The 18,554-nt window shown below is 66.9% G+C and carries 29 protein-coding genes; all 29 read left to right on the top strand.

Features of this window, described 5'->3' with window-relative positions; all coding sequences use genetic code 11:
- The first annotated feature begins 1 nt into the window (after position 1).
- The 29 genes from DW296_RS13515 (at position 2) to rplR (ending at position 18,535) form a co-directional block, all read left to right on the top strand.
- Positions 2 to 910: a sugar ABC transporter permease gene (locus DW296_RS13515; protein ID WP_136052630.1), complete on the top strand. Its 909-nt coding sequence runs from the start codon at positions 2 to 4 to the stop codon at positions 908 to 910.
- A gap of 49 nt (positions 911 to 959) precedes the next feature.
- Positions 960 to 1,286: a PadR family transcriptional regulator gene (locus DW296_RS13510; protein WP_168429038.1), complete on the top strand. Its 327-nt coding sequence runs from the start codon at positions 960 to 962 to the stop codon at positions 1,284 to 1,286.
- Positions 1,287 to 1,288: 2 nt separating this feature from the next.
- Positions 1,289 to 1,939, top strand: coding sequence for an HAAS signaling domain-containing protein (locus DW296_RS13505; RefSeq protein ID WP_136052629.1), 651 nt, complete (start codon positions 1,289 to 1,291; stop codon positions 1,937 to 1,939).
- A 64-nt stretch (positions 1,940 to 2,003) separates the two neighbouring features.
- The gene (locus DW296_RS16515; protein ID WP_167627836.1) at positions 2,004 to 2,156 is read left to right on the top strand and encodes a hypothetical protein; all 153 of its coding nucleotides are present in this window, start codon (positions 2,004 to 2,006) and stop codon (positions 2,154 to 2,156) included.
- Between the two features lie 113 nt (positions 2,157 to 2,269).
- Positions 2,270 to 3,385, top strand: coding sequence for an ABC transporter (locus DW296_RS13500; protein ID WP_136052628.1), 1,116 nt, complete (start codon positions 2,270 to 2,272; stop codon positions 3,383 to 3,385).
- 71 nt (positions 3,386 to 3,456) lie between these two features.
- A complete protein-coding gene (locus DW296_RS13495) occupies positions 3,457 to 3,885 on the top strand; it encodes a hypothetical protein (protein ID WP_240743092.1) in 429 nt (142 codons plus the stop codon).
- A gap of 49 nt (positions 3,886 to 3,934) precedes the next feature.
- The gene (locus DW296_RS13490; protein ID WP_205808000.1) at positions 3,935 to 4,582 is read left to right on the top strand and encodes a spermidine/putrescine ABC transporter substrate-binding protein; all 648 of its coding nucleotides are present in this window, start codon (positions 3,935 to 3,937) and stop codon (positions 4,580 to 4,582) included.
- A gap of 227 nt (positions 4,583 to 4,809) precedes the next feature.
- Positions 4,810 to 5,178, top strand: a complete 369-nt coding sequence (gene rpsL, locus DW296_RS13485) for a 30S ribosomal protein S12 (protein WP_018187369.1) — start codon at positions 4,810 to 4,812, stop codon at positions 5,176 to 5,178.
- A gap of 5 nt (positions 5,179 to 5,183) precedes the next feature.
- A complete protein-coding gene (rpsG, locus tag DW296_RS13480; protein WP_017201608.1) occupies positions 5,184 to 5,654 on the top strand; it encodes a 30S ribosomal protein S7 in 471 nt (156 codons plus the stop codon).
- Positions 5,655 to 5,741: 87 nt separating this feature from the next.
- On the top strand, positions 5,742 to 7,856 hold the full coding sequence (fusA, locus tag DW296_RS13475; protein WP_025102411.1) for an elongation factor G: 2,115 nt from the start codon (positions 5,742 to 5,744) through the stop codon (positions 7,854 to 7,856).
- A 166-nt stretch (positions 7,857 to 8,022) separates the two neighbouring features.
- Positions 8,023 to 9,216, top strand: coding sequence for an elongation factor Tu (gene tuf, locus DW296_RS13470; protein WP_025102410.1), 1,194 nt, complete (start codon positions 8,023 to 8,025; stop codon positions 9,214 to 9,216).
- Positions 9,217 to 9,363: 147 nt separating this feature from the next.
- Positions 9,364 to 9,576 (top strand): hypothetical protein, encoded by a 213-nt coding sequence (locus tag DW296_RS13465; RefSeq protein WP_136052626.1) that lies wholly within the window; start codon positions 9,364 to 9,366, stop codon positions 9,574 to 9,576.
- Positions 9,577 to 10,436: 860 nt separating this feature from the next.
- Positions 10,437 to 10,745 carry a 30S ribosomal protein S10 gene (gene rpsJ / locus DW296_RS13460; protein ID WP_017201594.1) on the top strand — a complete coding sequence of 103 codons (309 nt, stop codon included), beginning with the start codon at positions 10,437 to 10,439 and terminating at the stop codon, positions 10,743 to 10,745.
- A gap of 8 nt (positions 10,746 to 10,753) precedes the next feature.
- Positions 10,754 to 11,413, top strand: coding sequence for a 50S ribosomal protein L3 (gene rplC, locus DW296_RS13455; RefSeq protein ID WP_025102408.1), 660 nt, complete (start codon positions 10,754 to 10,756; stop codon positions 11,411 to 11,413).
- Between the two features lie 2 nt (positions 11,414 to 11,415).
- On the top strand, positions 11,416 to 12,078 hold the full coding sequence (gene rplD, locus DW296_RS13450) for a 50S ribosomal protein L4 (protein WP_136052625.1): 663 nt from the start codon (positions 11,416 to 11,418) through the stop codon (positions 12,076 to 12,078).
- Positions 12,075 to 12,398, top strand: coding sequence for a 50S ribosomal protein L23 (rplW, locus tag DW296_RS13445; protein WP_025102406.1), 324 nt, complete (start codon positions 12,075 to 12,077; stop codon positions 12,396 to 12,398). The genes rplD and rplW overlap by 4 nt, the downstream gene beginning before the upstream one ends.
- Before the next feature lie 20 nt (positions 12,399 to 12,418).
- The gene (gene rplB / locus DW296_RS13440; protein WP_025102405.1) at positions 12,419 to 13,258 is read left to right on the top strand and encodes a 50S ribosomal protein L2; all 840 of its coding nucleotides are present in this window, start codon (positions 12,419 to 12,421) and stop codon (positions 13,256 to 13,258) included.
- A gap of 12 nt (positions 13,259 to 13,270) precedes the next feature.
- Positions 13,271 to 13,552 carry a 30S ribosomal protein S19 gene (rpsS, locus tag DW296_RS13435; RefSeq protein ID WP_017201589.1) on the top strand — a complete coding sequence of 94 codons (282 nt, stop codon included), beginning with the start codon at positions 13,271 to 13,273 and terminating at the stop codon, positions 13,550 to 13,552.
- Between the two features lie 25 nt (positions 13,553 to 13,577).
- Complete coding sequence (rplV, locus tag DW296_RS13430; RefSeq protein WP_025102404.1) at positions 13,578 to 13,976, top strand: 50S ribosomal protein L22; 399 nt, start codon at positions 13,578 to 13,580, stop codon at positions 13,974 to 13,976.
- Positions 13,976 to 14,728 (top strand): 30S ribosomal protein S3, encoded by a 753-nt coding sequence (gene rpsC, locus DW296_RS13425; protein ID WP_025102403.1) that lies wholly within the window; start codon positions 13,976 to 13,978, stop codon positions 14,726 to 14,728. The genes rplV and rpsC overlap by 1 nt, the downstream gene beginning before the upstream one ends.
- Positions 14,728 to 15,147 (top strand): 50S ribosomal protein L16, encoded by a 420-nt coding sequence (gene rplP / locus DW296_RS13420; protein ID WP_025102402.1) that lies wholly within the window; start codon positions 14,728 to 14,730, stop codon positions 15,145 to 15,147. The genes rpsC and rplP overlap by 1 nt, the downstream gene beginning before the upstream one ends.
- Positions 15,147 to 15,464, top strand: coding sequence for a 50S ribosomal protein L29 (gene rpmC / locus DW296_RS16715; protein WP_025102401.1), 318 nt, complete (start codon positions 15,147 to 15,149; stop codon positions 15,462 to 15,464). The genes rplP and rpmC overlap by 1 nt, the downstream gene beginning before the upstream one ends.
- Positions 15,464 to 15,781 (top strand): 30S ribosomal protein S17, encoded by a 318-nt coding sequence (gene rpsQ / locus DW296_RS13410; RefSeq protein WP_025102400.1) that lies wholly within the window; start codon positions 15,464 to 15,466, stop codon positions 15,779 to 15,781. The genes rpmC and rpsQ overlap by 1 nt, the downstream gene beginning before the upstream one ends.
- On the top strand, positions 15,778 to 16,146 hold the full coding sequence (rplN, locus tag DW296_RS13405) for a 50S ribosomal protein L14 (RefSeq protein ID WP_025102399.1): 369 nt from the start codon (positions 15,778 to 15,780) through the stop codon (positions 16,144 to 16,146). Before rpsQ ends, rplN begins: the two co-directional genes overlap by 4 nt.
- Before the next feature lie 2 nt (positions 16,147 to 16,148).
- Positions 16,149 to 16,508, top strand: a complete 360-nt coding sequence (rplX, locus tag DW296_RS13400; RefSeq protein ID WP_136052624.1) for a 50S ribosomal protein L24 — start codon at positions 16,149 to 16,151, stop codon at positions 16,506 to 16,508.
- Positions 16,508 to 17,098 (top strand): 50S ribosomal protein L5, encoded by a 591-nt coding sequence (gene rplE / locus DW296_RS13395; RefSeq protein WP_025102397.1) that lies wholly within the window; start codon positions 16,508 to 16,510, stop codon positions 17,096 to 17,098. The genes rplX and rplE overlap by 1 nt, the downstream gene beginning before the upstream one ends.
- A gap of 133 nt (positions 17,099 to 17,231) precedes the next feature.
- Complete coding sequence (gene rpsH, locus DW296_RS13390; protein ID WP_136052623.1) at positions 17,232 to 17,630, top strand: 30S ribosomal protein S8; 399 nt, start codon at positions 17,232 to 17,234, stop codon at positions 17,628 to 17,630.
- A gap of 6 nt (positions 17,631 to 17,636) precedes the next feature.
- Positions 17,637 to 18,173 (top strand): 50S ribosomal protein L6, encoded by a 537-nt coding sequence (gene rplF / locus DW296_RS13385; RefSeq protein WP_025102395.1) that lies wholly within the window; start codon positions 17,637 to 17,639, stop codon positions 18,171 to 18,173.
- A 2-nt stretch (positions 18,174 to 18,175) separates the two neighbouring features.
- A complete protein-coding gene (rplR, locus tag DW296_RS13380) occupies positions 18,176 to 18,535 on the top strand; it encodes a 50S ribosomal protein L18 (protein WP_025102394.1) in 360 nt (119 codons plus the stop codon).
- Positions 18,536 to 18,554: the final 19 nt, after the last annotated feature.

The raw sequence follows: 18,554 nt of genomic DNA, 5'->3' as shown, positions 1-18,554 counted from the left end.
CATGAACACCGTCCCCAGCACCGCCACCGCCCTGCGCGCCGCTCCGCCGCGTCGTTCGTTCGGCGCCTGGTTCGCCGACACCGGATGGCGTCACCTCGTCGCCATCGTGGTGAGTGCCTTCGCCCTCTTCCCGCTGCTGTACGTCGTGTCGGCCTCGCTCAACCCGAAGGGCACGCTCACCGGGTCGAACCAGCTCTTCTCGGCCATCGGGATCGACAGCTACGTGCGCATCCTCAGCGACCCGCAGAACCCGTACGGGACGTGGTTCCTGAACACGCTGCTCATCGCGGTCGTGACGGGCGCGGTCACCGTCTTCATCGGAGCCTGTGCGGCATATGCCTTCTCCCGCATGCGGTTCGCGGGCCGCCGCGTGGGGCTCGTCACCATCGTCGTGGTGCAGATGTTCCCGCAGCTCCTCGCGGTCGTCGCGATCTTCCTACTGATGTCGACGCTGGGGGACTGGTTCCCGGCGATCGGCCTCAACACCCACACGGGCCTGATCCTCGTCTACCTCGGCGGCGCGCTCGGCGTGAACACCTACCTGATGTACGGCTTCTTCAACACGATCCCGAAGGAGATCGACGAGGCCGCCCGCATCGACGGCGCCGGGCACGCACGGATCTTCTTCACGATCATCCTGCGCCTGGTCGCCCCGATCCTCGCGGTCGTCGGTCTGCTCTCCTTCATCGGCACGGTGAACGAATACGTGATCGCCAGCGTCATGCTCGTCGACGTGGATCAGCAGACCCTCGTCGTCGGTCTGACCAAGCTCGTGGCGAACCCCCGCTACGCCGACTGGTCGGCCTTCTCGGCCGGCGCGGTCATGGCCGCCATCCCAGTGATGGTGCTCTTCCTCTTCCTCCAGAAGTACATCGTCGGCGGTCTGACCGCGGGGGCGACCAAGGGCTGATCGACGCATCGGTGGGCGCTAGCCTGCGTCACATGCTACCTTGTGAGGCATGACAGCGGACGTCGGGGCGCAGATGCGCAAAGGAGTGGTCGAGTACTGCGTGCTCGGCTTGCTCTCGCGCGAGCCCATGTACGGCTGGCAGCTGTCGGAGGCACTCACCGGCGCCGGGCTGATCGCCAGCATCGGCACGCTTTACCCGCTGCTCGGGCGGTTGCGGGACAACGGCTGGGTGACGACGTTCGACCGGCCGTCCGAGAGCGGGCCGGCGCGCAAGTACTACCGGCTCACGGATGCCGGTATCGATCAGCTCGCGCGCTTCCGGGCGCAGTGGGCGCCGTTCGCCCGTGCCGTCACGGGCATGGTGGGGGAAGGATGACCATGACCGAGAAGACCGCAGCCCAGTTGCGTGACGACTACCTGGCCCGGTTGGACGAGGCGATGGGCGGACTCCCGCACGGCGTCGCGTCCGAGATCCGCGGCGGGATCGCAGAGGAGCTCGACGGGCTCGACGCGGTGGCGACCGCAGAGCGGATCGACCGCCTCGGAGATCCGCGGGGGATCGCGCGTGAGGCGGAGGACGAGGTGCCGAAGGCCCCGCCCGTCGGGTTCCCGGCGCCTGCGCCCGCTCCGTCGGCACCGCGTACGCCGACGACCGCGACGCGAGGGTTCGCGATCGCGGCCGCGCTCACGCTGAGCTTCGGCGGGATCGTGGTGCCGGTCGTCGGCTGGTTCGTGGGTGCGGTGCTCGTGAGCCTCAGTGCGATGTGGCGGACCTGGGAGAAGGCCGTCGCGATCCTGGTGCCCTTCGTCGCCACCGGGCTGTCCTTCCTGATCGCCTCGACGATGACCGGCTTCTCCACCGGATCGGCGTCCGGTGGCTCGACCGGCGGCGAAACGATGGCGGAGGTGGTGAACCCGCTCGTCCCCTCCTTCGGGGAGTGGCACCTGCTCCTGCTCCTGGGGTTCCTGCTGGTCCCGGCTTCCGGGCTCTGGCTGCTCTGGCGGATGCGCGGCCGCGGCCTCCGCTGACGGAGGCCGCCGCGTCGCGGCGTTGCTCACGACCCTCGCGACGGCTCGGGCCTACGGTGAGACCATGGCACGGGTGGGTGGACGCAACCTCGGGATGAGCTGGTTCGCCGGCATCGTGTGCGCAGGGATCGTCGCCGGACTCGTCTGGCTCTCGCTGCCGATGGTGCCGATCCTCGCGCAGTTCGCCGGGGATGCGCTTCGCAGCACCTTCCCGTGAACGGCGCGGACCCGCGGAAGCACGCGTATGACGACACGTCGGCACGCCTCCGGAAGCGTCGGGAGCCGCGGCGGTAATCTCACACTGCACATCCCCGATGAGAGGCGCACCCCATGAGTGATCCCGAGGCTCGTCAGCCCGAGAAGTCGAACGACGTCGACGGCGTCGTCGGCAGCGCGAACGCCGGTCTCGACGCCGCGGCGGCGGCCCGCGGAGATGTCCCCGGCCATGCCGACGACGCCCGTGCGGATGATTGGGATGCCGCAGCCGCGGCCCCTGCCTCCGCTGAGTCGACGGTCGACCAGGGCGCGACGCGGCAGGAGCCCGCTGTGGACCCCGACCTCGCCGCCTTCGAGGCCGCGGAGCGGGAGCATCCCGGCACTTTCGGGGCCACGGTCCCGACACCCTCCCGTACCGACGGCGACCGCTTCACCGCCGATCGCGACGAGGCGGACATCCGTGAAGCGGACCGACGCGACGCGACCCCCGAGACCTCGCTGTACGCGACGCCGGAGACCTCGCTGTACTCCACGCCGGGCACTCCTGCGCACGAGGAGTCGGCCATGGCCGGCGCAGCCTATGCGTCGCACGCCGACGACACCGACACCCGGATCGTGCCGTCCGAGCCGCTCACGAACGGCGCGGCCGCCGCACCGCAGCAGCCGCAGCCGATCTTCGTGCAGGCACCGGAGCCGCCGCGAGAGCGCGGCAACCGCGGCACCGCCGGGGCCATCGGTCTGCTCGCCACCGTCGCCTTCGCGCTGCTCTATCTCGCCACCACGCTCGGTCTCGGCGCCCTCGCGGGTGACGTGAACGGGGAGAACATCGGCGAGGCGCTCGTCGCCCCGCTCCTCACCTGGGGGTTCTGGACCCCGGTGGTCGTGTTCTTCCTCGGCTTCTGGCTCCTGGGAGCCATCATCAACCGCGGCCGCTGGGGCCTGTGGGTGGTGTTCGGCATCGTGGTCGGGCTGATCGCCTACGCCGGACACATCCTGGGCCAGCTCTTCGAGGCGCCCTTCTGGAAGCTCACCGCGTCGCAGGGTCTCGAACTCGCGGGCGAGCAGCTGCTCGCCCCGCTGGCCATCGCGGCCTTCGTCTTCGCCCGCGAGCTCACCATCTGGTTCGGCGCATGGGTGGCCCGCAGTGGTGCCCGCAAGACCGAGCTGAACGAGGAGGCGCAGCGCGAGTACGAGCGCACCCTCGAGGCCGGTCCCACCCTGTCGAGGTAATCACGAACACCACCACGCCGAACCCCCGCGGGCCCGAGTCCGCGGGGGTTTCGGCTGTCCTCGCGGCGGTGATGGCGACCATCGCATTCTTCGCCCTCGCCGTCTTCGGTCTCGGTGCCCTGAGCGTCGCCACCGACCGCGACATCATCGACGTCCCGGGCCTGGGGCAGGTCCCCGGGGTATCCGGCATGGTCGCGGCCGTCGTCGTGTTCGCACTCACGCTGTGGGTGACGGTGCGGAGAGGACACGCCTCCTTCGGCTCCGCTCCCGTGATCGCGCTGCTCACGGCACTCGTGCACTTGGCCACGGTCTGGATCGCCGTGCTCGTCGCGACGAGCGATGTGGTCGTGGCCACGGCCGTCGCCGGAGATCTCGTCCGCGGCGGCGCGAGCCTCGTGCTCCTCGCCGCCGCAGCGGTGGCCGCCTGGGGTGGCATAGCCCTCCGCCGCACGAGGTCTGCGCGGCCGCGATGGCCGTGGGAGCGCGACGAGGGGGAGTGACACCCCGCAAATCCGCGCCGTGAGCGGCGACGCGCCGTACGCTGGTGGGGTGGAGCGCTCATTGGAGACGCAGGTCGACCAGGCCGTCGAGGCCTGGTTGCGCTGGGTGCCGCGCTGGGAGCCGGCGACTCACCGCGGAAGGACTGCGCCGTGCCGGCGCTGTCTCGGCTCGCCCATCCTCGCCGCCGCAGGCATCGCGGGCACCACGCCGCACGGTGTCCAGCATGGGCTGTCGACGCGCATCAAGACGATCGTCGACCACGCGGTCGCGGAGTACACGGCGCGGAACCTCCCGACCTTGCAGCGCGAGCTCGATCAGCAGGCCGCACGCAACCGCGCCCGCAGCTACCGACCGACGGAGGACCTCGACCCCGAGTTCGAGGGCCTGCCGCTGGATCCGGAGCCGGTACCCGGCGCCCCCTTCCTCTTCACGATCGCCGGTCTCGCTGACGATTCCGCCGCCGAGTTGCCGCCGCTGCCCCCGCTGTCGGACGAGGCGAAGACCGCGCTGCGGCAGGAGGTCGCCTTGGCGGATGAATACGCGAACCTCGTCGGGCGCGAGATCTGCGGGATCCTGCTCCGACACCGGATCACCATCCAGGCGGCGGTGTCGCGACATGTCGAGCCGCAGATCGAGGCGCTTCTCGCCGAGCTCACGGAGTCGCTGGACTCGCCGTTCGACCCCGACATCCCCTGACTTCGGGCGGCGCGGGGGAGTGCGACCGTCATTTGACCGTCAGGTTACGCGGCATTACACTTGATCAGGTGTGTGCACGTCCTGACGTGCGCGCTGGGCGTCGGCACCTCGCCGGTCCGCCCCCACGGCATACCCACCACACCAAAAGCTCGTCGGTTCCGGCGTGCCGGTGGGTCATGATGTGAAACCCATCACGCTGTCACCGTGCAGCACTATGAGGAGAGAACGTGCCAACCATTCAGCAGTTGGTTCGCAAGGGTCGCTCGCCCAAGGTCACCAAGACCAAGGCGCCCGCGCTCAAGGCGAACCCGCAGCAGGCCGGGGTCTGCACCCGCGTCTACACCACCACCCCGAAGAAGCCGAACTCGGCCATGCGCAAGGTCGCTCGTGTGAAGCTCCGCAACGGGACCGAGGTCACCGCGTACATCCCCGGTGAGGGCCACAACCTGCAGGAGCACTCCCTGGTGCTCGTCCGCGGCGGTCGTGTGAAGGACCTCCCCGGTGTGCGTTACAAGATCGTCCGTGGCGCTCTGGACACCCAGGCCGTCAAGAACCGTAAGCAGGCTCGTTCCCGCTACGGCGCGAAGAAGGGTTGAGTTAGATGCCTCGTAAGGGTCCCGCCCCCAAGCGCCCCGTCGTCAACGACCCGGTCTACGGCGCTCCGATCGTCACCTCGCTGGTGAACAAGATCCTCGTCGACGGCAAGAAGTCGCTGGCCGAGTCGATCGTCTACGGCGCCCTCCGCGGTGTCGAGGCGAAGAACGGCCAGGACGCCGTCGCCACCCTGAAGAAGGCGCTCGACAACGTGCGCCCCACGCTTGAGGTCCGCAGCCGCCGCGTCGGTGGCTCGACCTACCAGGTTCCGGTCGAGGTCAAGCCGCACCGTGCGAACACTCTCGCGCTGCGCTGGCTCGTGAGCTACGCCAAGGGTCGTCGTGAGAAGACGATGACCGAGCGTCTCCAGAACGAGATCCTGGACGCGTCGAACGGCCTCGGTGCCGCGGTCAAGCGCCGTGAGGACACCCACAAGATGGCCGAGTCGAACCGCGCGTTCGCTCACTACCGCTGGTAAACAGCTTCGCCCGCCCTTCGGCCACTCGCCGAGGGGCGGGCACCCCCTCTTCGCAGTACACCTGCTCCAAAAGATAAGGACACTCCTGTGGCACAAGACGTGCTCACGGACCTGAGCAAGGTCCGCAACATCGGCATCATGGCGCACATCGATGCCGGCAAGACCACGACGACCGAGCGCATCCTGTTCTACACGGGCGTCAACCACAAGCTCGGCGAGACGCACGACGGTGCGTCGACCACCGACTGGATGGAGCAGGAGAAGGAGCGCGGCATCACGATCACGTCTGCCGCCGTGACCTGCTTCTGGAACAAGAACCAGATCAACATCATCGACACCCCCGGTCACGTGGACTTCACGGTCGAGGTGGAGCGCTCGCTCCGCGTCCTCGACGGTGCGGTCGCCGTGTTCGACGGTAAGGAGGGCGTCGAGCCCCAGTCCGAGACCGTGTGGCGTCAGGCCGACAAGTACAACGTCCCCCGCATCTGCTTCGTCAACAAGATGGACAAGCTCGGCGCGGACTTCTACTTCACGGTCGACACGATCATCAACCGCCTCGGCGCCAAGCCGCTGGTGCTGCAGCTCCCGATCGGTGCCGAGAACGACTTCGTCGGCGTCATCGACCTCGTCGAGATGCGCGCCCTGGTGTGGCCCGGCGATGCCAAGGGTGACGTGACCATGGGCGCCTCGTACGAGGTGCAGGAGATCCCGGCCGACCTCAAGGACAAGGCCGAGGACTACCGCCAGCAGCTGCTGGAGACGGTCGCCGAGACCGACGAGGAGCTTCTCGAGAAGTTCTTCGGCGGCGAGGAGCTCACCGTCGCGGAGATCAAGGGCGCCATCCGCAAGATGGTCGTCGCCAGCGAGATCTACCCGGTCCTCTGCGGCTCCGCCTTCAAGAACCGCGGTGTGCAGCCGATGCTGGACGCCGTCGTCGACTACCTCCCGTCCCCGCTGGACGTGCCCGCCATCGAGGCGCACGACCCGAAGGACGAGGAGAAGATCATCGAGCGTCACCCCGACGCGAAGGACCCGTTCGCGGCCCTGGCCTTCAAGGTCGCCGTGCACCCGTTCTTCGGTCGTCTGACGTACGTGCGCGTCTACTCGGGCGAGCTCGAGTCGGGCGCTCAGGTCATCAACTCGACCAAGGGCAAGAAGGAGCGCATCGGGAAGATCTTCCAGATGCACGCCAACAAGGAGAACCCGGTCGACAAGCTGACCGCCGGCAACATCTACGCCGTCATCGGCCTGAAGGACACCACCACCGGTGACACCCTCGCCGACATCGCGCAGCCGGTCGTCCTCGAGTCGATGACGTTCCCGGAGCCGGTGATCGAGGTCGCCATCGAGCCGAAGACCAAGGCCGACCAGGAGAAGCTGGGTCTCGCGATCCAGAAGCTCGCTGAGGAGGACCCGACCTTCCGCACGGAGCTCAACCCGGAGACCGGTCAGACGACCATCAAGGGCATGGGCGAGCTGCACCTCGACATCCTCGTGGACCGCATGAAGCGCGAGTTCCGCGTCGAGGCGAACGTCGGCAAGCCGCAGGTCGCGTACCGCGAGACGATCCGCAAGGCCGTCGAGAAGCACGACTACACGCACAAGAAGCAGACCGGTGGATCGGGCCAGTTCGCCAAGATCCAGTTCAACATCGAGCCGCTCGAGCTCGACGGCGAGAAGACGTACGAGTTCGTGAACGCGGTCACCGGTGGCCGCATCCCGCGCGAGTACATCGGCTCGATCGACGCCGGTTTCCAGGACGCCATGAACGTCGGAGTCCTCGCGGGCTACCCGATGGTGGGCGTCAAGGCGACCATCGTCGATGGTGCAGCGCACGACGTCGACTCCTCGGAGATGGCGTTCAAGATCGCGGGCTCCATGGGCTTCAAGGAGGCCGCGCGTCGTGCCAACCCCGTGCTGCTCGAGCCGCTGATGGCCGTCGAGGTCCGTACTCCGGAGGAGTACATGGGCGACGTCATCGGCGACCTGAACTCGCGTCGTGGCCAGATCCAGTCGATGGAGGACGCCGCCGGCGTCAAGGTCGTGCGCGCCGCGGTGCCGCTGTCCGAGATGTTCGGCTACATCGGTGACCTGCGCTCGAAGACCTCGGGCCGTGCCGTCTACTCCATGGAGTTCGACAGCTACGCCGAGGTCCCGCGCGCGGTGGCCGACGAGATCGTCCAGAAGGCCAAGGGCGAGTAATCGCTCTTCTGGGAGCCCTGGGTGCTGAGCACGTCGAAGCACCCGGGGTTCCCAGGTCACCTACAACTTCACATTCCCTCTCTACTAAACTGAGAACCTAACCCGTAGAGAACCGGTCGCAAACCAGTGCCCGGCACCTCTACAACGACGTCCTGAGGAGGACCCAGTGGCTAAGGCCAAGTTCGAGCGGACCAAGCCGCACGTCAACATCGGAACGATCGGTCACGTCGACCACGGCAAGACCACGCTCTCCGCAGCGATCTCGAAGGTGCTTGCTGACAAGTACCCGTCCGACACGAACGTGCAGCGCGACTTCGCTTCCATCGACTCGGCGCCGGAAGAGCGCCAGCGCGGTATCACGATCAACATCTCGCACATCGAGTACGAGACCCCGAAGCGCCACTACGCCCACGTTGACGCCCCCGGCCACGCCGACTACGTCAAGAACATGATCACGGGTGCGGCGCAGATGGACGGCGCGATCCTCGTCGTCGCGGCCACCGACGGCCCGATGGCGCAGACGCGCGAGCACGTTCTGCTCGCCAAGCAGGTCGGCGTCCCCTACCTGCTCGTCGCGCTGAACAAGTCCGACGCGGTCGACGACGAGGAGATCCTGGAGCTCGTCGAGCTCGAGGTTCGCGAGCTGCTCTCGAGCCAGGGCTTCGACGGCGACAACGCTCCCGTCGTTCGCGTCTCCGCTCTCAAGGCCCTCGAGGGCGACGAGAAGTGGGTCGACGCGATCCTCGAGCTCATGCAGGCTGTCGACGACAGCGTTCCGGACCCGGAGCGTGACCGTGACAAGCCGTTCCTCATGCCTGTCGAGGACGTCTTCACGATCACCGGTCGTGGCACCGTCGTCACGGGTCGTGCCGAGCGTGGCACCCTGGCCATCAACTCCGAGGTCGAGATCGTGGGTCTGCGCCCGACGCAGAAGACGACCGTCACCGGTATCGAGATGTTCCACAAGCAGCTCGACGAGGCATGGGCCGGCGAGAACTGTGGTCTGCTCCTCCGCGGCACCAAGCGCGAGGACGTGGAGCGCGGCCAGGTCATCGTGAAGCCGGGTTCGGTCACGCCGCACACCAACTTCGAGGGTACGGCCTACATCCTGTCCAAGGACGAGGGTGGCCGCCACAACCCCTTCTACACGAACTACCGTCCGCAGTTCTACTTCCGCACCACGGACGTCACCGGCGTCATCTCGCTGCCCGAGGGCACCGAGATGGTCATGCCCGGCGACACCACCGACATGACGGTCGAGCTGATCCAGCCGATCGCCATGGAGGAGGGCCTCGGCTTCGCCATCCGTGAGGGTGGTCGTACGGTCGGCGCCGGTACGGTGACGAAGATCATCAAGTAAGCAGCCGCTTCCTCGCAGAGGGGTCGAGCCTTCGGGCTCGGCCCCTCTGTCGTTTTCCGGATCGAGGGTTCCGTCGCCCGGTTCTGCCCGGCACAATGAGGTGTCCGGCGCGATCGTCGGAAGCACACACCTCCGAAGGGGATTCACATGGGTATCGAGGACGCCGTCAACAAGGGCAAGGACGTGTACGAGCAGAACAAGGACAAGCTGGCCGAAGCGGTCAAGAGCGAGCAGGCCGAGGACATCAGCGACAAGGTGCTCGACGGCGTCGCCGACTTCGCGAAGAAGATCGCCCCCGGTGCCGCCGACAAGATCGATGAGATCCGCGAGAGCGCTGACAAGAGCATCGGCAACGAGTAGATCGCGACATCTCCGTGGAGGGCGGCGGTCCCGAGAGGGGGACCGCCGCTCTTCCGTGTCGAGGGGACGCATGGCGCCCTCGGATGTGGCGGATCCTCGGAGAGATCGAGTAGGATCGTGTCGACCGCCTGGGGATCTTGCGGTCGGGGTGCCGAAGGGGTTCGGCTCCCGAATCACGCGGGTTCGTCCGCGTTCACACTGGGGAAAGCGATCTTGGGGATCATCGTGCGACGCGCGCACTCTTTGCGCCTGAGCGTCTTCCCGCCTGCGCGGCGGGTCTTCCGCCGCGCCCTCGGTCGAGGCGTCCGGCGTCCCTTCACGTCGGATTCCTCGCGTTCGGTGTGCCCCCTCGCACCGGACGCCCTCCCCAAGCGGGGCGAGGCATGGGGATGCCTCGCCCCGCGCTCCTCCGCAGGCTGAGGTACTCGGGGAGGAGGCGTTCACTGGGAGTCCGGTGAGCGCGACACGCCCGGGTTTGCAGAAGTGAAATCCGTCGTGGCAGAATAGACAGGTTCGATATTCCGTCGCCGCTGTGCGTGCGCCGGATCACTGCCAGGGCAGTGCATAGACGGCGTCTCCTCCGGGAGGCTGCAGGGTTCTAGGCCGCGGGCAGCAGAGCACAATCCCGACACCTTCATCATCGAGGGCACTGCCGTGCGCGGCGGGCGTCGGGCATCCGTCACCTTCGGGTGTGCGGCTGACAGCAGAACAGTGGTGCAGCCTCTTCGACAGGCTCCCTGACCGCGAGGTCGAGAGCCCGAGAAGACGAGTGCCGAGGCGCGAACAGCGCCGACGTGCGTCCAATGCCCCAAGGCCACCCGGTCTCGGACGGTAAGACGCTTAAAGAGAGAGAGCAGACAATGGCGGGACAGAAGATCCGCATTCGCCTGAAGTCGTATGACCACGAGGTCATCGACACGTCCGCACGCAAGATCGTCGACACCGTGACCCGTGCGGGCGCGACCGTCGTCGGACCCGTGCCCCTTCCGACCGAGAAGAACGTCGTGTGCGTCATCCGGTCGCCCCACAAGTACAAGGACAGCCGCGAGCACTTCGAGATGCGCACCCACAAGCGCCTGATCGACATCGTCGACCCGACGCCCAAGGCCGTCGACTCGCTGATGCGTCTCGACCTTCCGGCCGACGTCAACATCGAGATCAAGCTCTGAGGTCCGCCATGGTTGACATCAACTCCAAGGTTTCCAAGGGCATGCTCGGCACCAAGCTCGGCATGACCCAGGTCTGGAACGAGAACGGCAAGCTCGTTCCCGTCACCGTCATCGAGCTCGCGCCGAACGTGGTCACCCAGATCCGTACCCCCGAGAAGGACGGCTACAACGCCGTGCAGATCGCGTACGGTCAGATCGACCCCCGCAAGGTGAACAAGCCCCTCTCGGCTCACTTCGAGGCTGCCGGCGTCACGCCGCGTCGTCACGTGACCGAGGTCCGCACGGCCGACGCCGCCGACTACACCCTGGGCCAGGAGCTCACGGTGGACGGCACGTTCGAGGCCGGCCAGCTCGTCGACGTCGTCGGCACGAGCAAGGGCAAGGGCACCGCCGGTGTCATGAAGCGCCACAACTTCAAGGGCGTCTCGGCATCGCACGGTGCACACCGCAACCACCGCAAGCCCGGCTCCATCGGCGCATCGTCGACCCCGAGCCGCGTCTTCAAGGGCATGCGCATGGCCGGCCGTATGGGTGGCGAGCGCGTGACCGTCCTCAACCTCACGGTGCACGCCATCGACATCGAGAAGGGACTCATGCTCGTCAAGGGCGCCGTCCCCGGTGCTCGCGGCCGCATCGTCTACGTCCGCAACGCAGTGAAGGGTGCCTGATCATGGCTGACTCCACTCTCGCGCTCGACGTCCTCAAGGCAGACGGCAAGAAGGCAGGCTCCATCGAGCTTCCCGCCGCACTGTTCGACGTCAAGACGAACATCCCGCTCATCCACCAGGTCGTCGTCGCGCAGCTTGCGGCGGCTCGCCAGGGCACCCACTCGACCAAGCGTCGTGGCGAGGTCTCCGGCGCCGGCCGCAAGCCCTTCAAGCAGAAGGGCACGGGTAACGCCCGTCAGGGCTCGATCCGCGCGCCGCACATGACCGGTGGTGGCATCGTGCACGGCCCGAAGCCGCGCGACTACTCGCAGCGCACCCCCAAGAAGATGATCGCGGCCGCCCTCCTGGGTGCGCTCAGCGACCGCTTCCGTGGTGACCGTCTGCACGCGATCGACACCTTCGGCACCGACGGCGCGCCGTCGACCAAGGCCGCCGCGGGCTTCCTCGCCCAGGTCGCCACGTCGAAGAACGTCCTCGTGGTCATCGAGCGCGGCGACGAGCTCGCGCTCAAGAGCATCCGCAACCTCGGCCACGTCCACGTGCTGACGTTCGACCAGCTCAACGCCTACGACGTGCTCGTCTCCGACGACATCGTCTTCACCCAGGCCGCGCTCGAGGGCTTCATCGCCTCCAAGTCCGGCGCCAACCAGGAGGTCTCCGCATGAGCGAGCAGGCATCTGTTCTCCAGACGGCCCTGAACAAGGACCCGCGCGACATCATCCTGAAGCCGGTCGTGTCCGAGAAGAGCTACGGCCTGATCGACGAGGGCAAGTACACCTTCCTCGTCGACCCGCGCGCTTCGAAGACCGAGATCAAGCTCGCCATCGAGAAGATCTTCGGCGTCAAGGTCGCGTCCGTCAACACGATCAACCGCGTCGGCAAGGCCCGTCGCACCCGCTTCGGCACCGGTAAGCGCAAGGACACCAAGCGCGCCATCGTGAGCCTGAAGTCGGGCACCATCGACATCTTCACGGCAATCGGCTGATCCGGGGGATAAGGACAATCATGGCTATTCGCAAGTACAAGCCCACGACCCCGGGCCGTCGCGGCTCGTCGGTGGCTGACTTCGCCGAGATCACCCGATCGACGCCGGAGAAGTCGCTGCTGCGCCCGATCTCGAAGACCGGTGGTCGCAACAACCAGGGCCGCATCACGACCCGTCACATCGGTGGTGGCCACAAGCGCCAGTACCGCGTCATCGACTTCCGTCGCAATGACAAGGACGGCGTGAACGCCAAGGTCGCTCACATCGAGTACGACCCCAACCGCACCGCGCGCATCGCGCTGCTGCACTACTTCGACGGCGAGAAGCGCTACATCCTCGCGCCGGCGAAGCTGAAGCAGGGCGACATCGTCGAGTCGGGCCCCGCGGCGGACATCAAGCCGGGAAACAACCTCCCGCTGAAGAACATCCCCACGGGTACCGTCATCCACGCCATCGAGCTCCGCCCCGGCGGCGGCGCGAAGATGGCGCGCTCGGCCGGTGCGTCGGTCCGCCTCGTCGCCAAGGACGGCCCCTACGCCCAGCTGCGTCTGCCCTCCGGTGAGATCCGCAACGTCGATGCGCGCTGCCGCGCGACCATCGGCGAGGTCGGCAACGCCGAGCAGTCGAACATCAACTGGGGCAAGGCCGGCCGCATGCGCTGGAAGGGCGTCCGCCCGACCGTCCGCGGTGTCGCGATGAACCCGGTCGACCACCCGCACGGTGGTGGTGAGGGCAAGACGTCCGGTGGACGTCACCCCGTCTCCCCGTGGGGTCAGGCCGAGGGCCGCACCCGCCACGCCAACAAGGAAAGCGACAAGTACATCGTGCGTCGTCGCAACGCCGGCAAGAAGCGCAAGTAGGAGTAAGAGAAGATGCCTCGCAGTCTCAAGAAGGGCCCCTTCGTCGACGAGCACCTGCTTCGCAAGGTGGTCGTGCAGAACGAAGCCGGCACGAAGAACGTCATCAAGACCTGGTCCCGCCGGTCCATGATCATCCCGGCCATGCTGGGTCACACGATCGCGGTCCACGACGGTCGCAAGCACATCCCCGTGTTTGTCTCCGAGACCATGGTCGGTCACAAGCTGGGCGAGTTCGCGCCCACCCGCACCTTCCGCGGCCACGAGAAGGACGACAAGAAGGGCCGCCGCCGCTGACGCGGTGGCGATAGAGGAGAGAGAAATGGTGGAGTCCATCGCACGCGTGCGACACATCCGCGTGACCCCTCAGAAGGCTCGTCGTGTCGTCGCGCTCATCAAGGGCAAGCAGGCCCAGGAGGCTCTGGCGATCCTGAAGTTCGCTCAGCAGTCCGCCAGTGAGCCGATCTACAAGCTTGTCGCGTCGGCCATGGCCAACGCGCAGGTCAAGGCGGATCGTGACGGCGAGTACCTCGACGAGCAGGACCTGTACGTGAAGAACGCGTACGTGGACGAGGGCACGACGCTCAAGCGTTTCCAGCCCCGTGCACAGGGTCGCGCTTTCCAGATCAAGAAGCGCACGAGCCACATCACGGTCGTGCTCTCGACGCCGGAGGCGGCTCCTGCTGCGGCCGGCGACAGCAACAAGAAGGCGAGCAAGTAATGGGACAGAAGGTCAACCCGTACGGCTTCCGCCTCGGCATCACCACGGACCACGTGTCGCGCTGGTTCTCCGACTCGACGAAGCCGGGTCAGCGTTACGCCGACTACGTGGCCGAGGACATCAAGATCCGTCGCCTGCTGCAGACGCAGCTCGACCGTGCCGGCGTCTCGAACATCGAGATCGAGCGCACCCGTGACCGCGTCCGCGTCGACATCCACACCGCCCGCCCGGGCATCGTGATCGGTCGTCGTGGTGCAGAGGCCGAGCGCATCCGCGGCGACCTCGAGAAGCTCACGGGCAAGCAGATCCAGCTGAACATCCTCGAGGTCAAGAACCCCGAGGCCGACGCTCAGCTGGTCGCCCAGGGCATCGCCGAGCAGCTCTCGGCTCGTGTGGCGTTCCGTCGCGCGATGCGCAAGGGTCTGCAGGGCGCGCAGCGCGCCGGCGCCAAGGGCATCCGCATCCAGGTCTCGGGCCGTCTCGGCGGCGCCGAGATGAGCCGGTCGGAGTTCTACCGCGAGGGTCGTGTGCCGCTGCACACGCTGCGCGCGAACATTGACTACGGCTTCTACGAGGCCAAGACCACCTTCGGCCGCATCGGCGTGAAGGTGTGGATCTACAAGGGCGACCTCACCGCCAAGGAGCTCGCGCGCGAGCAGGCCAACGCGCCGAAGTCGCGCCGTGACGACCGTGGTGACCGCCGCCGTGCCCCGCGCAACGAGGCACCTGTTGCAGAAGGAGCTTCGGCATAATGCTCATCCCCCGTAAGGTCAAGTACCGCAAGCAGCACCACCCGGGGCGCTCGGGTCAGGCCACCGGCGGCACGAAGGTCTCCTTCGGCGAGTTCGGCATCCAGGCCCTCACCCCCGCGTACGTGACGAACCGTCAGATCGAGTCCGCTCGTATCGCGATGACCCGTCACATCAAGCGTGGCGGCAAGGTGTGGATCAACATCTACCCGGACCGTCCGCTCACGAAGAAGCCTGCCGAGACCCGCATGGGTTCCGGTAAGGGTTCCCCCGAGTGGTGGGTCGCCAACGTCAAGCCGGGCCGCGTCCTCTTCGAGGTCGCGGGTGTCGACGAGCAGCTCGCTCGCGAGGCACTGACCCGTGCAATCCACAAGCTGCCGCTCAAGGCACGCATCATCAAGCGCGAGGAGGGCGACGCGTAATGGCGATCGGCACCAAGGAGCTCGCTCCGGCAGAGCTCGACACGTTCGAAGACCAGCGCCTCGTTGAGGAGCTGCGCAAGGCCAAGGAGGAGCTGTTCAACCTCCGTTTCCAGTCGGCCACCGGCCAGCTGGAGAGCCACGGCCGCATCCGCGCCGTCAAGCGCGACATCGCGCGCCTCTACACGGTGATCCGCGAGCGCGAGCTGGGCATCCGTGCGACGCCCGCTCCGGTCGAGGCTCCCGCGAAGAAGGCGACCAAGTCGAAGGCGAAGAAGGCGGACGCCGCCGAGGACGCCCCGAAGGAAGAGGCTGAGTGATGGCCACCAAGAAGGAAGCCGCCGTCGAGGCTGAGCACGCCGCTCACGACGTGCGCGACGCCGACGCCCGCGGGTACCGCAAGGCCCGTCGTGGCTATGTCGTCAGCGACAAGATGGACAAGACGATCGTCGTCGAGGTCGAGGACCGCGTGAAGCACCCGCTTTACGGCAAGGTCATCCGCCGGACGTCGAAGGTCAAGGCGCACGATGAGGCGAACTCCGCCGGCATCGGCGACCTGGTCCTGATCAACGAGACCCGCCCGCTGAGCGCCACCAAGCGCTGGCGTCTGGTGGAGATTCTGGAGAAGGCCAAGTGATTCAGCAGGAGTCCCGTCTCAAGGTCGCCGACAACACCGGCGCCAAGGAGCTGCTCACGATCCGCGTGCTCGGTGGCTCGCGCCGCCGGTACGCCGGTCTGGGCGACACCATCGTCGCGACCGTCAAGGACGCGATCCCCGGTGGCAACGTCAAGAAGGGCGACGTCGTCAAGGCCGTCATCGTCCGCACCAAGAAGGAGACCCGTCGTCCCGACGGCTCCTACATCAAGTTCGACGAGAACGCCGCCGTGATCCTGAAGAACGACGGGGAGCCCCGCGGCACCCGTATCTTCGGGCCGGTCGGCCGTGAGCTTCGCGACAAGAAGTTCATGAAGATCGTCTCGCTGGCACCGGAGGTCATCTGATCATGGCGAAGATCAAGAAGGGCGACCTGGTTCAGGTCATCTCGGGCGCCAAGCCCGAGCGTGGTGGCGACCGCGGCAAGCAGGGCAAGGTCCTCGACGTCCTCGTCGAGCAGAACCGTGTCGTCGTCGAAGGCGTCAACTACGTCACCAAGCACACGCGCGTCGGTCAGACGCAGCGTGGCACGAAGACGGGTGGCCTCGAGACCGTCGAGGCGCCCATCCACATCTCGAACGTCGCACTCGTCGACCCCTCGACCAAGAAGCCGACCAAGGTCGGCCGCCGGGTCGAGGAGCAGACCAAGGACGGCGTGAAGCGCACCGTCCGTGTGCGCTTCGCGAAGAAGAGCGGTAAGGACCTCTGATGGCAACGACCGACGCTGCGGTGGCTGGCAAGATCCAGCCCCGCCTGAAGGCGAAGTACAACGCCGAGATCAAGAAGGCTCTGCAGGACGAGTTCGGCTACGAGAACGTCATGCAGATCCCCGGCCTGGTCAAGGTCGTCGTGAACACCGGTGTCGGCGAGGCTGCTCGCGACAGCAAGGTGATCGATGGTGCGGTCGACGACCTCACCAAGATCACCGGCCAGAAGCCGATCGTCACCAAGGCCCGCAAGTCCATCGCGCAGTTCAAGCTGCGCGAGGGCCAGGCCATCGGCGCGCACGTCACCCTCCGTGGCGACCGTGCGTGGGAGTTCGTGGACCGCCTGGTCTCGCTCGCCCTGCCCCGCATCCGCGACTTCCGCGGTCTGTCGGCCAAGCAGTTCGACGGCAACGGCAACTACACCTTCGGTCTTCAGGAGCAGAGCGTGTTCCACGAGATCGATCAGGACAAGATCGACCGCGTCCGTGGTTTCGACATCACCGTCGTGACCTCGGCGAAGACGGACGACGAGGGTCGGGCGCTGCTCCGTCACCTCGGCTTCCCGTTCCGCGCGGACGACGCCCAGGCGTGACCCATCGACGGGCTCAGTGGTCTCCGTGTCACTGAGCCCGTCGATGTGCACGTACAATTGAAGATTGCGTGCTCATCGCAGGCCGTCTGTCGTGTAACGGCAGCCGGAACCTCATGAACGAAAGTAGACAACAATGACAATGACAGACCCGGTCGCAGACATGCTGACCCGTCTGCGCAACGCGAACTCGGCGCACCACGACACCGTGACGCTGCCGTCGAGCAAGCTCAAGACGCACATCGCAGAGATCCTCCAGCAGGAGGGCTACATCGCCGGTTGGGAGACCTCCGACGCCCGCGTGGGCACGAACCTCACGCTGACGCTGAAGTACGGTCCGAACCGCGAGCGCTCGATCGCGGGCATCAAGCGCGTGTCGAAGCCCGGCCTCCGCGTGTACGCGAAGTCGACCGAGATCCCCACGGTCCTCGGCGGCCTCGGCGTGGCCATCCTGTCCACCTCCTCCGGTCTCCTCACGGACCGCCAGGCTGAGCAGAAGGGCGTGGGCGGAGAAGTTCTCGCCTACGTGTGGTAATCCGAAATGTCGCGTATTGGACGACTTCCCATCGACGTTCCCGCGGGCGTGACCGTTTCGGTCGACGGCCGTGAGGTCGCGGTGAAGGGCCCCAAGGGTGAGCTCACCCTGACGGTGGCCAGCCCCATCGAGGTGTCGGTCGAGGAGAACCAGGTTCTCGTCACCCGCCCCGACGACGAGCGCGAGTCCCGGTCGCTCCACGGCCTGACCCGCACGCTCATCAACAACAACATCATCGGCGTGACCCAGGGCTACACCAAGGGTCTCGAGGTCGTCGGCACCGGTTACCGCGTGCAGCAGAAGGGGAACTCGGTCGAGTTCGCCCTCGGCTTCTCGCACCCGGTCCTGGTCGACCCGCCCGCCGGCATCACGCTCACGGTCGAGGGCACCAACAAGCTCACCGTCAGCGGGATCGACAAGCAGGCCGTCGGCGAGGCGGCTGCGAACATCCGCAAGATCCGCAAGCCCGAGCCGTACAAGGGCAAGGGTGTGCGCTACGCCGGCGAGGTCGTGCGTCGCAAGGCCGGAAAGGCTGGTAAGTAACCATGGCTGTGAAGTCGAAGTCCGACGCCCGCGCGCGTCGTCACGCCCGTCTTCGCAAGAAGATCGTGGGCACCGAGGTGCGTCCGCGCCTCGTCGTCAACCGTTCGGCGCGTCACGTCTTCGTGCAGCTCGTCGACGACAGCAAGGGCCACACGGTCGCCTCGGCCTCGACGCTCGAGACCGACCTGCGTTCGCTGGATGGCGACAAGACCGCCAAGGCCCGCAAGGTCGGCGAGCTCCTCGCCGAGCGTGCGAAGGCCGCAGGCGTTTCCGAGGCAGTGTTCGACCGTGGCGGCAACCGCTACGCGGGTCGTGTCGCCGCCATCGCCGACGGCGCCCGTGAAGGGGGTCTGGCACTGTGAGTGACAACAAGGAGAACGA

This window comes from Microbacterium sp. K36 (genome assembly GCF_004794355.1).
GTDB lineage: Bacteria > Actinomycetota > Actinomycetes > Actinomycetales > Microbacteriaceae > Microbacterium > Microbacterium paraoxydans_D.
The sequence above is the reverse complement of the archived record's forward strand: the minus strand, read 5'-3'. Positions and strand labels throughout refer to the sequence as shown.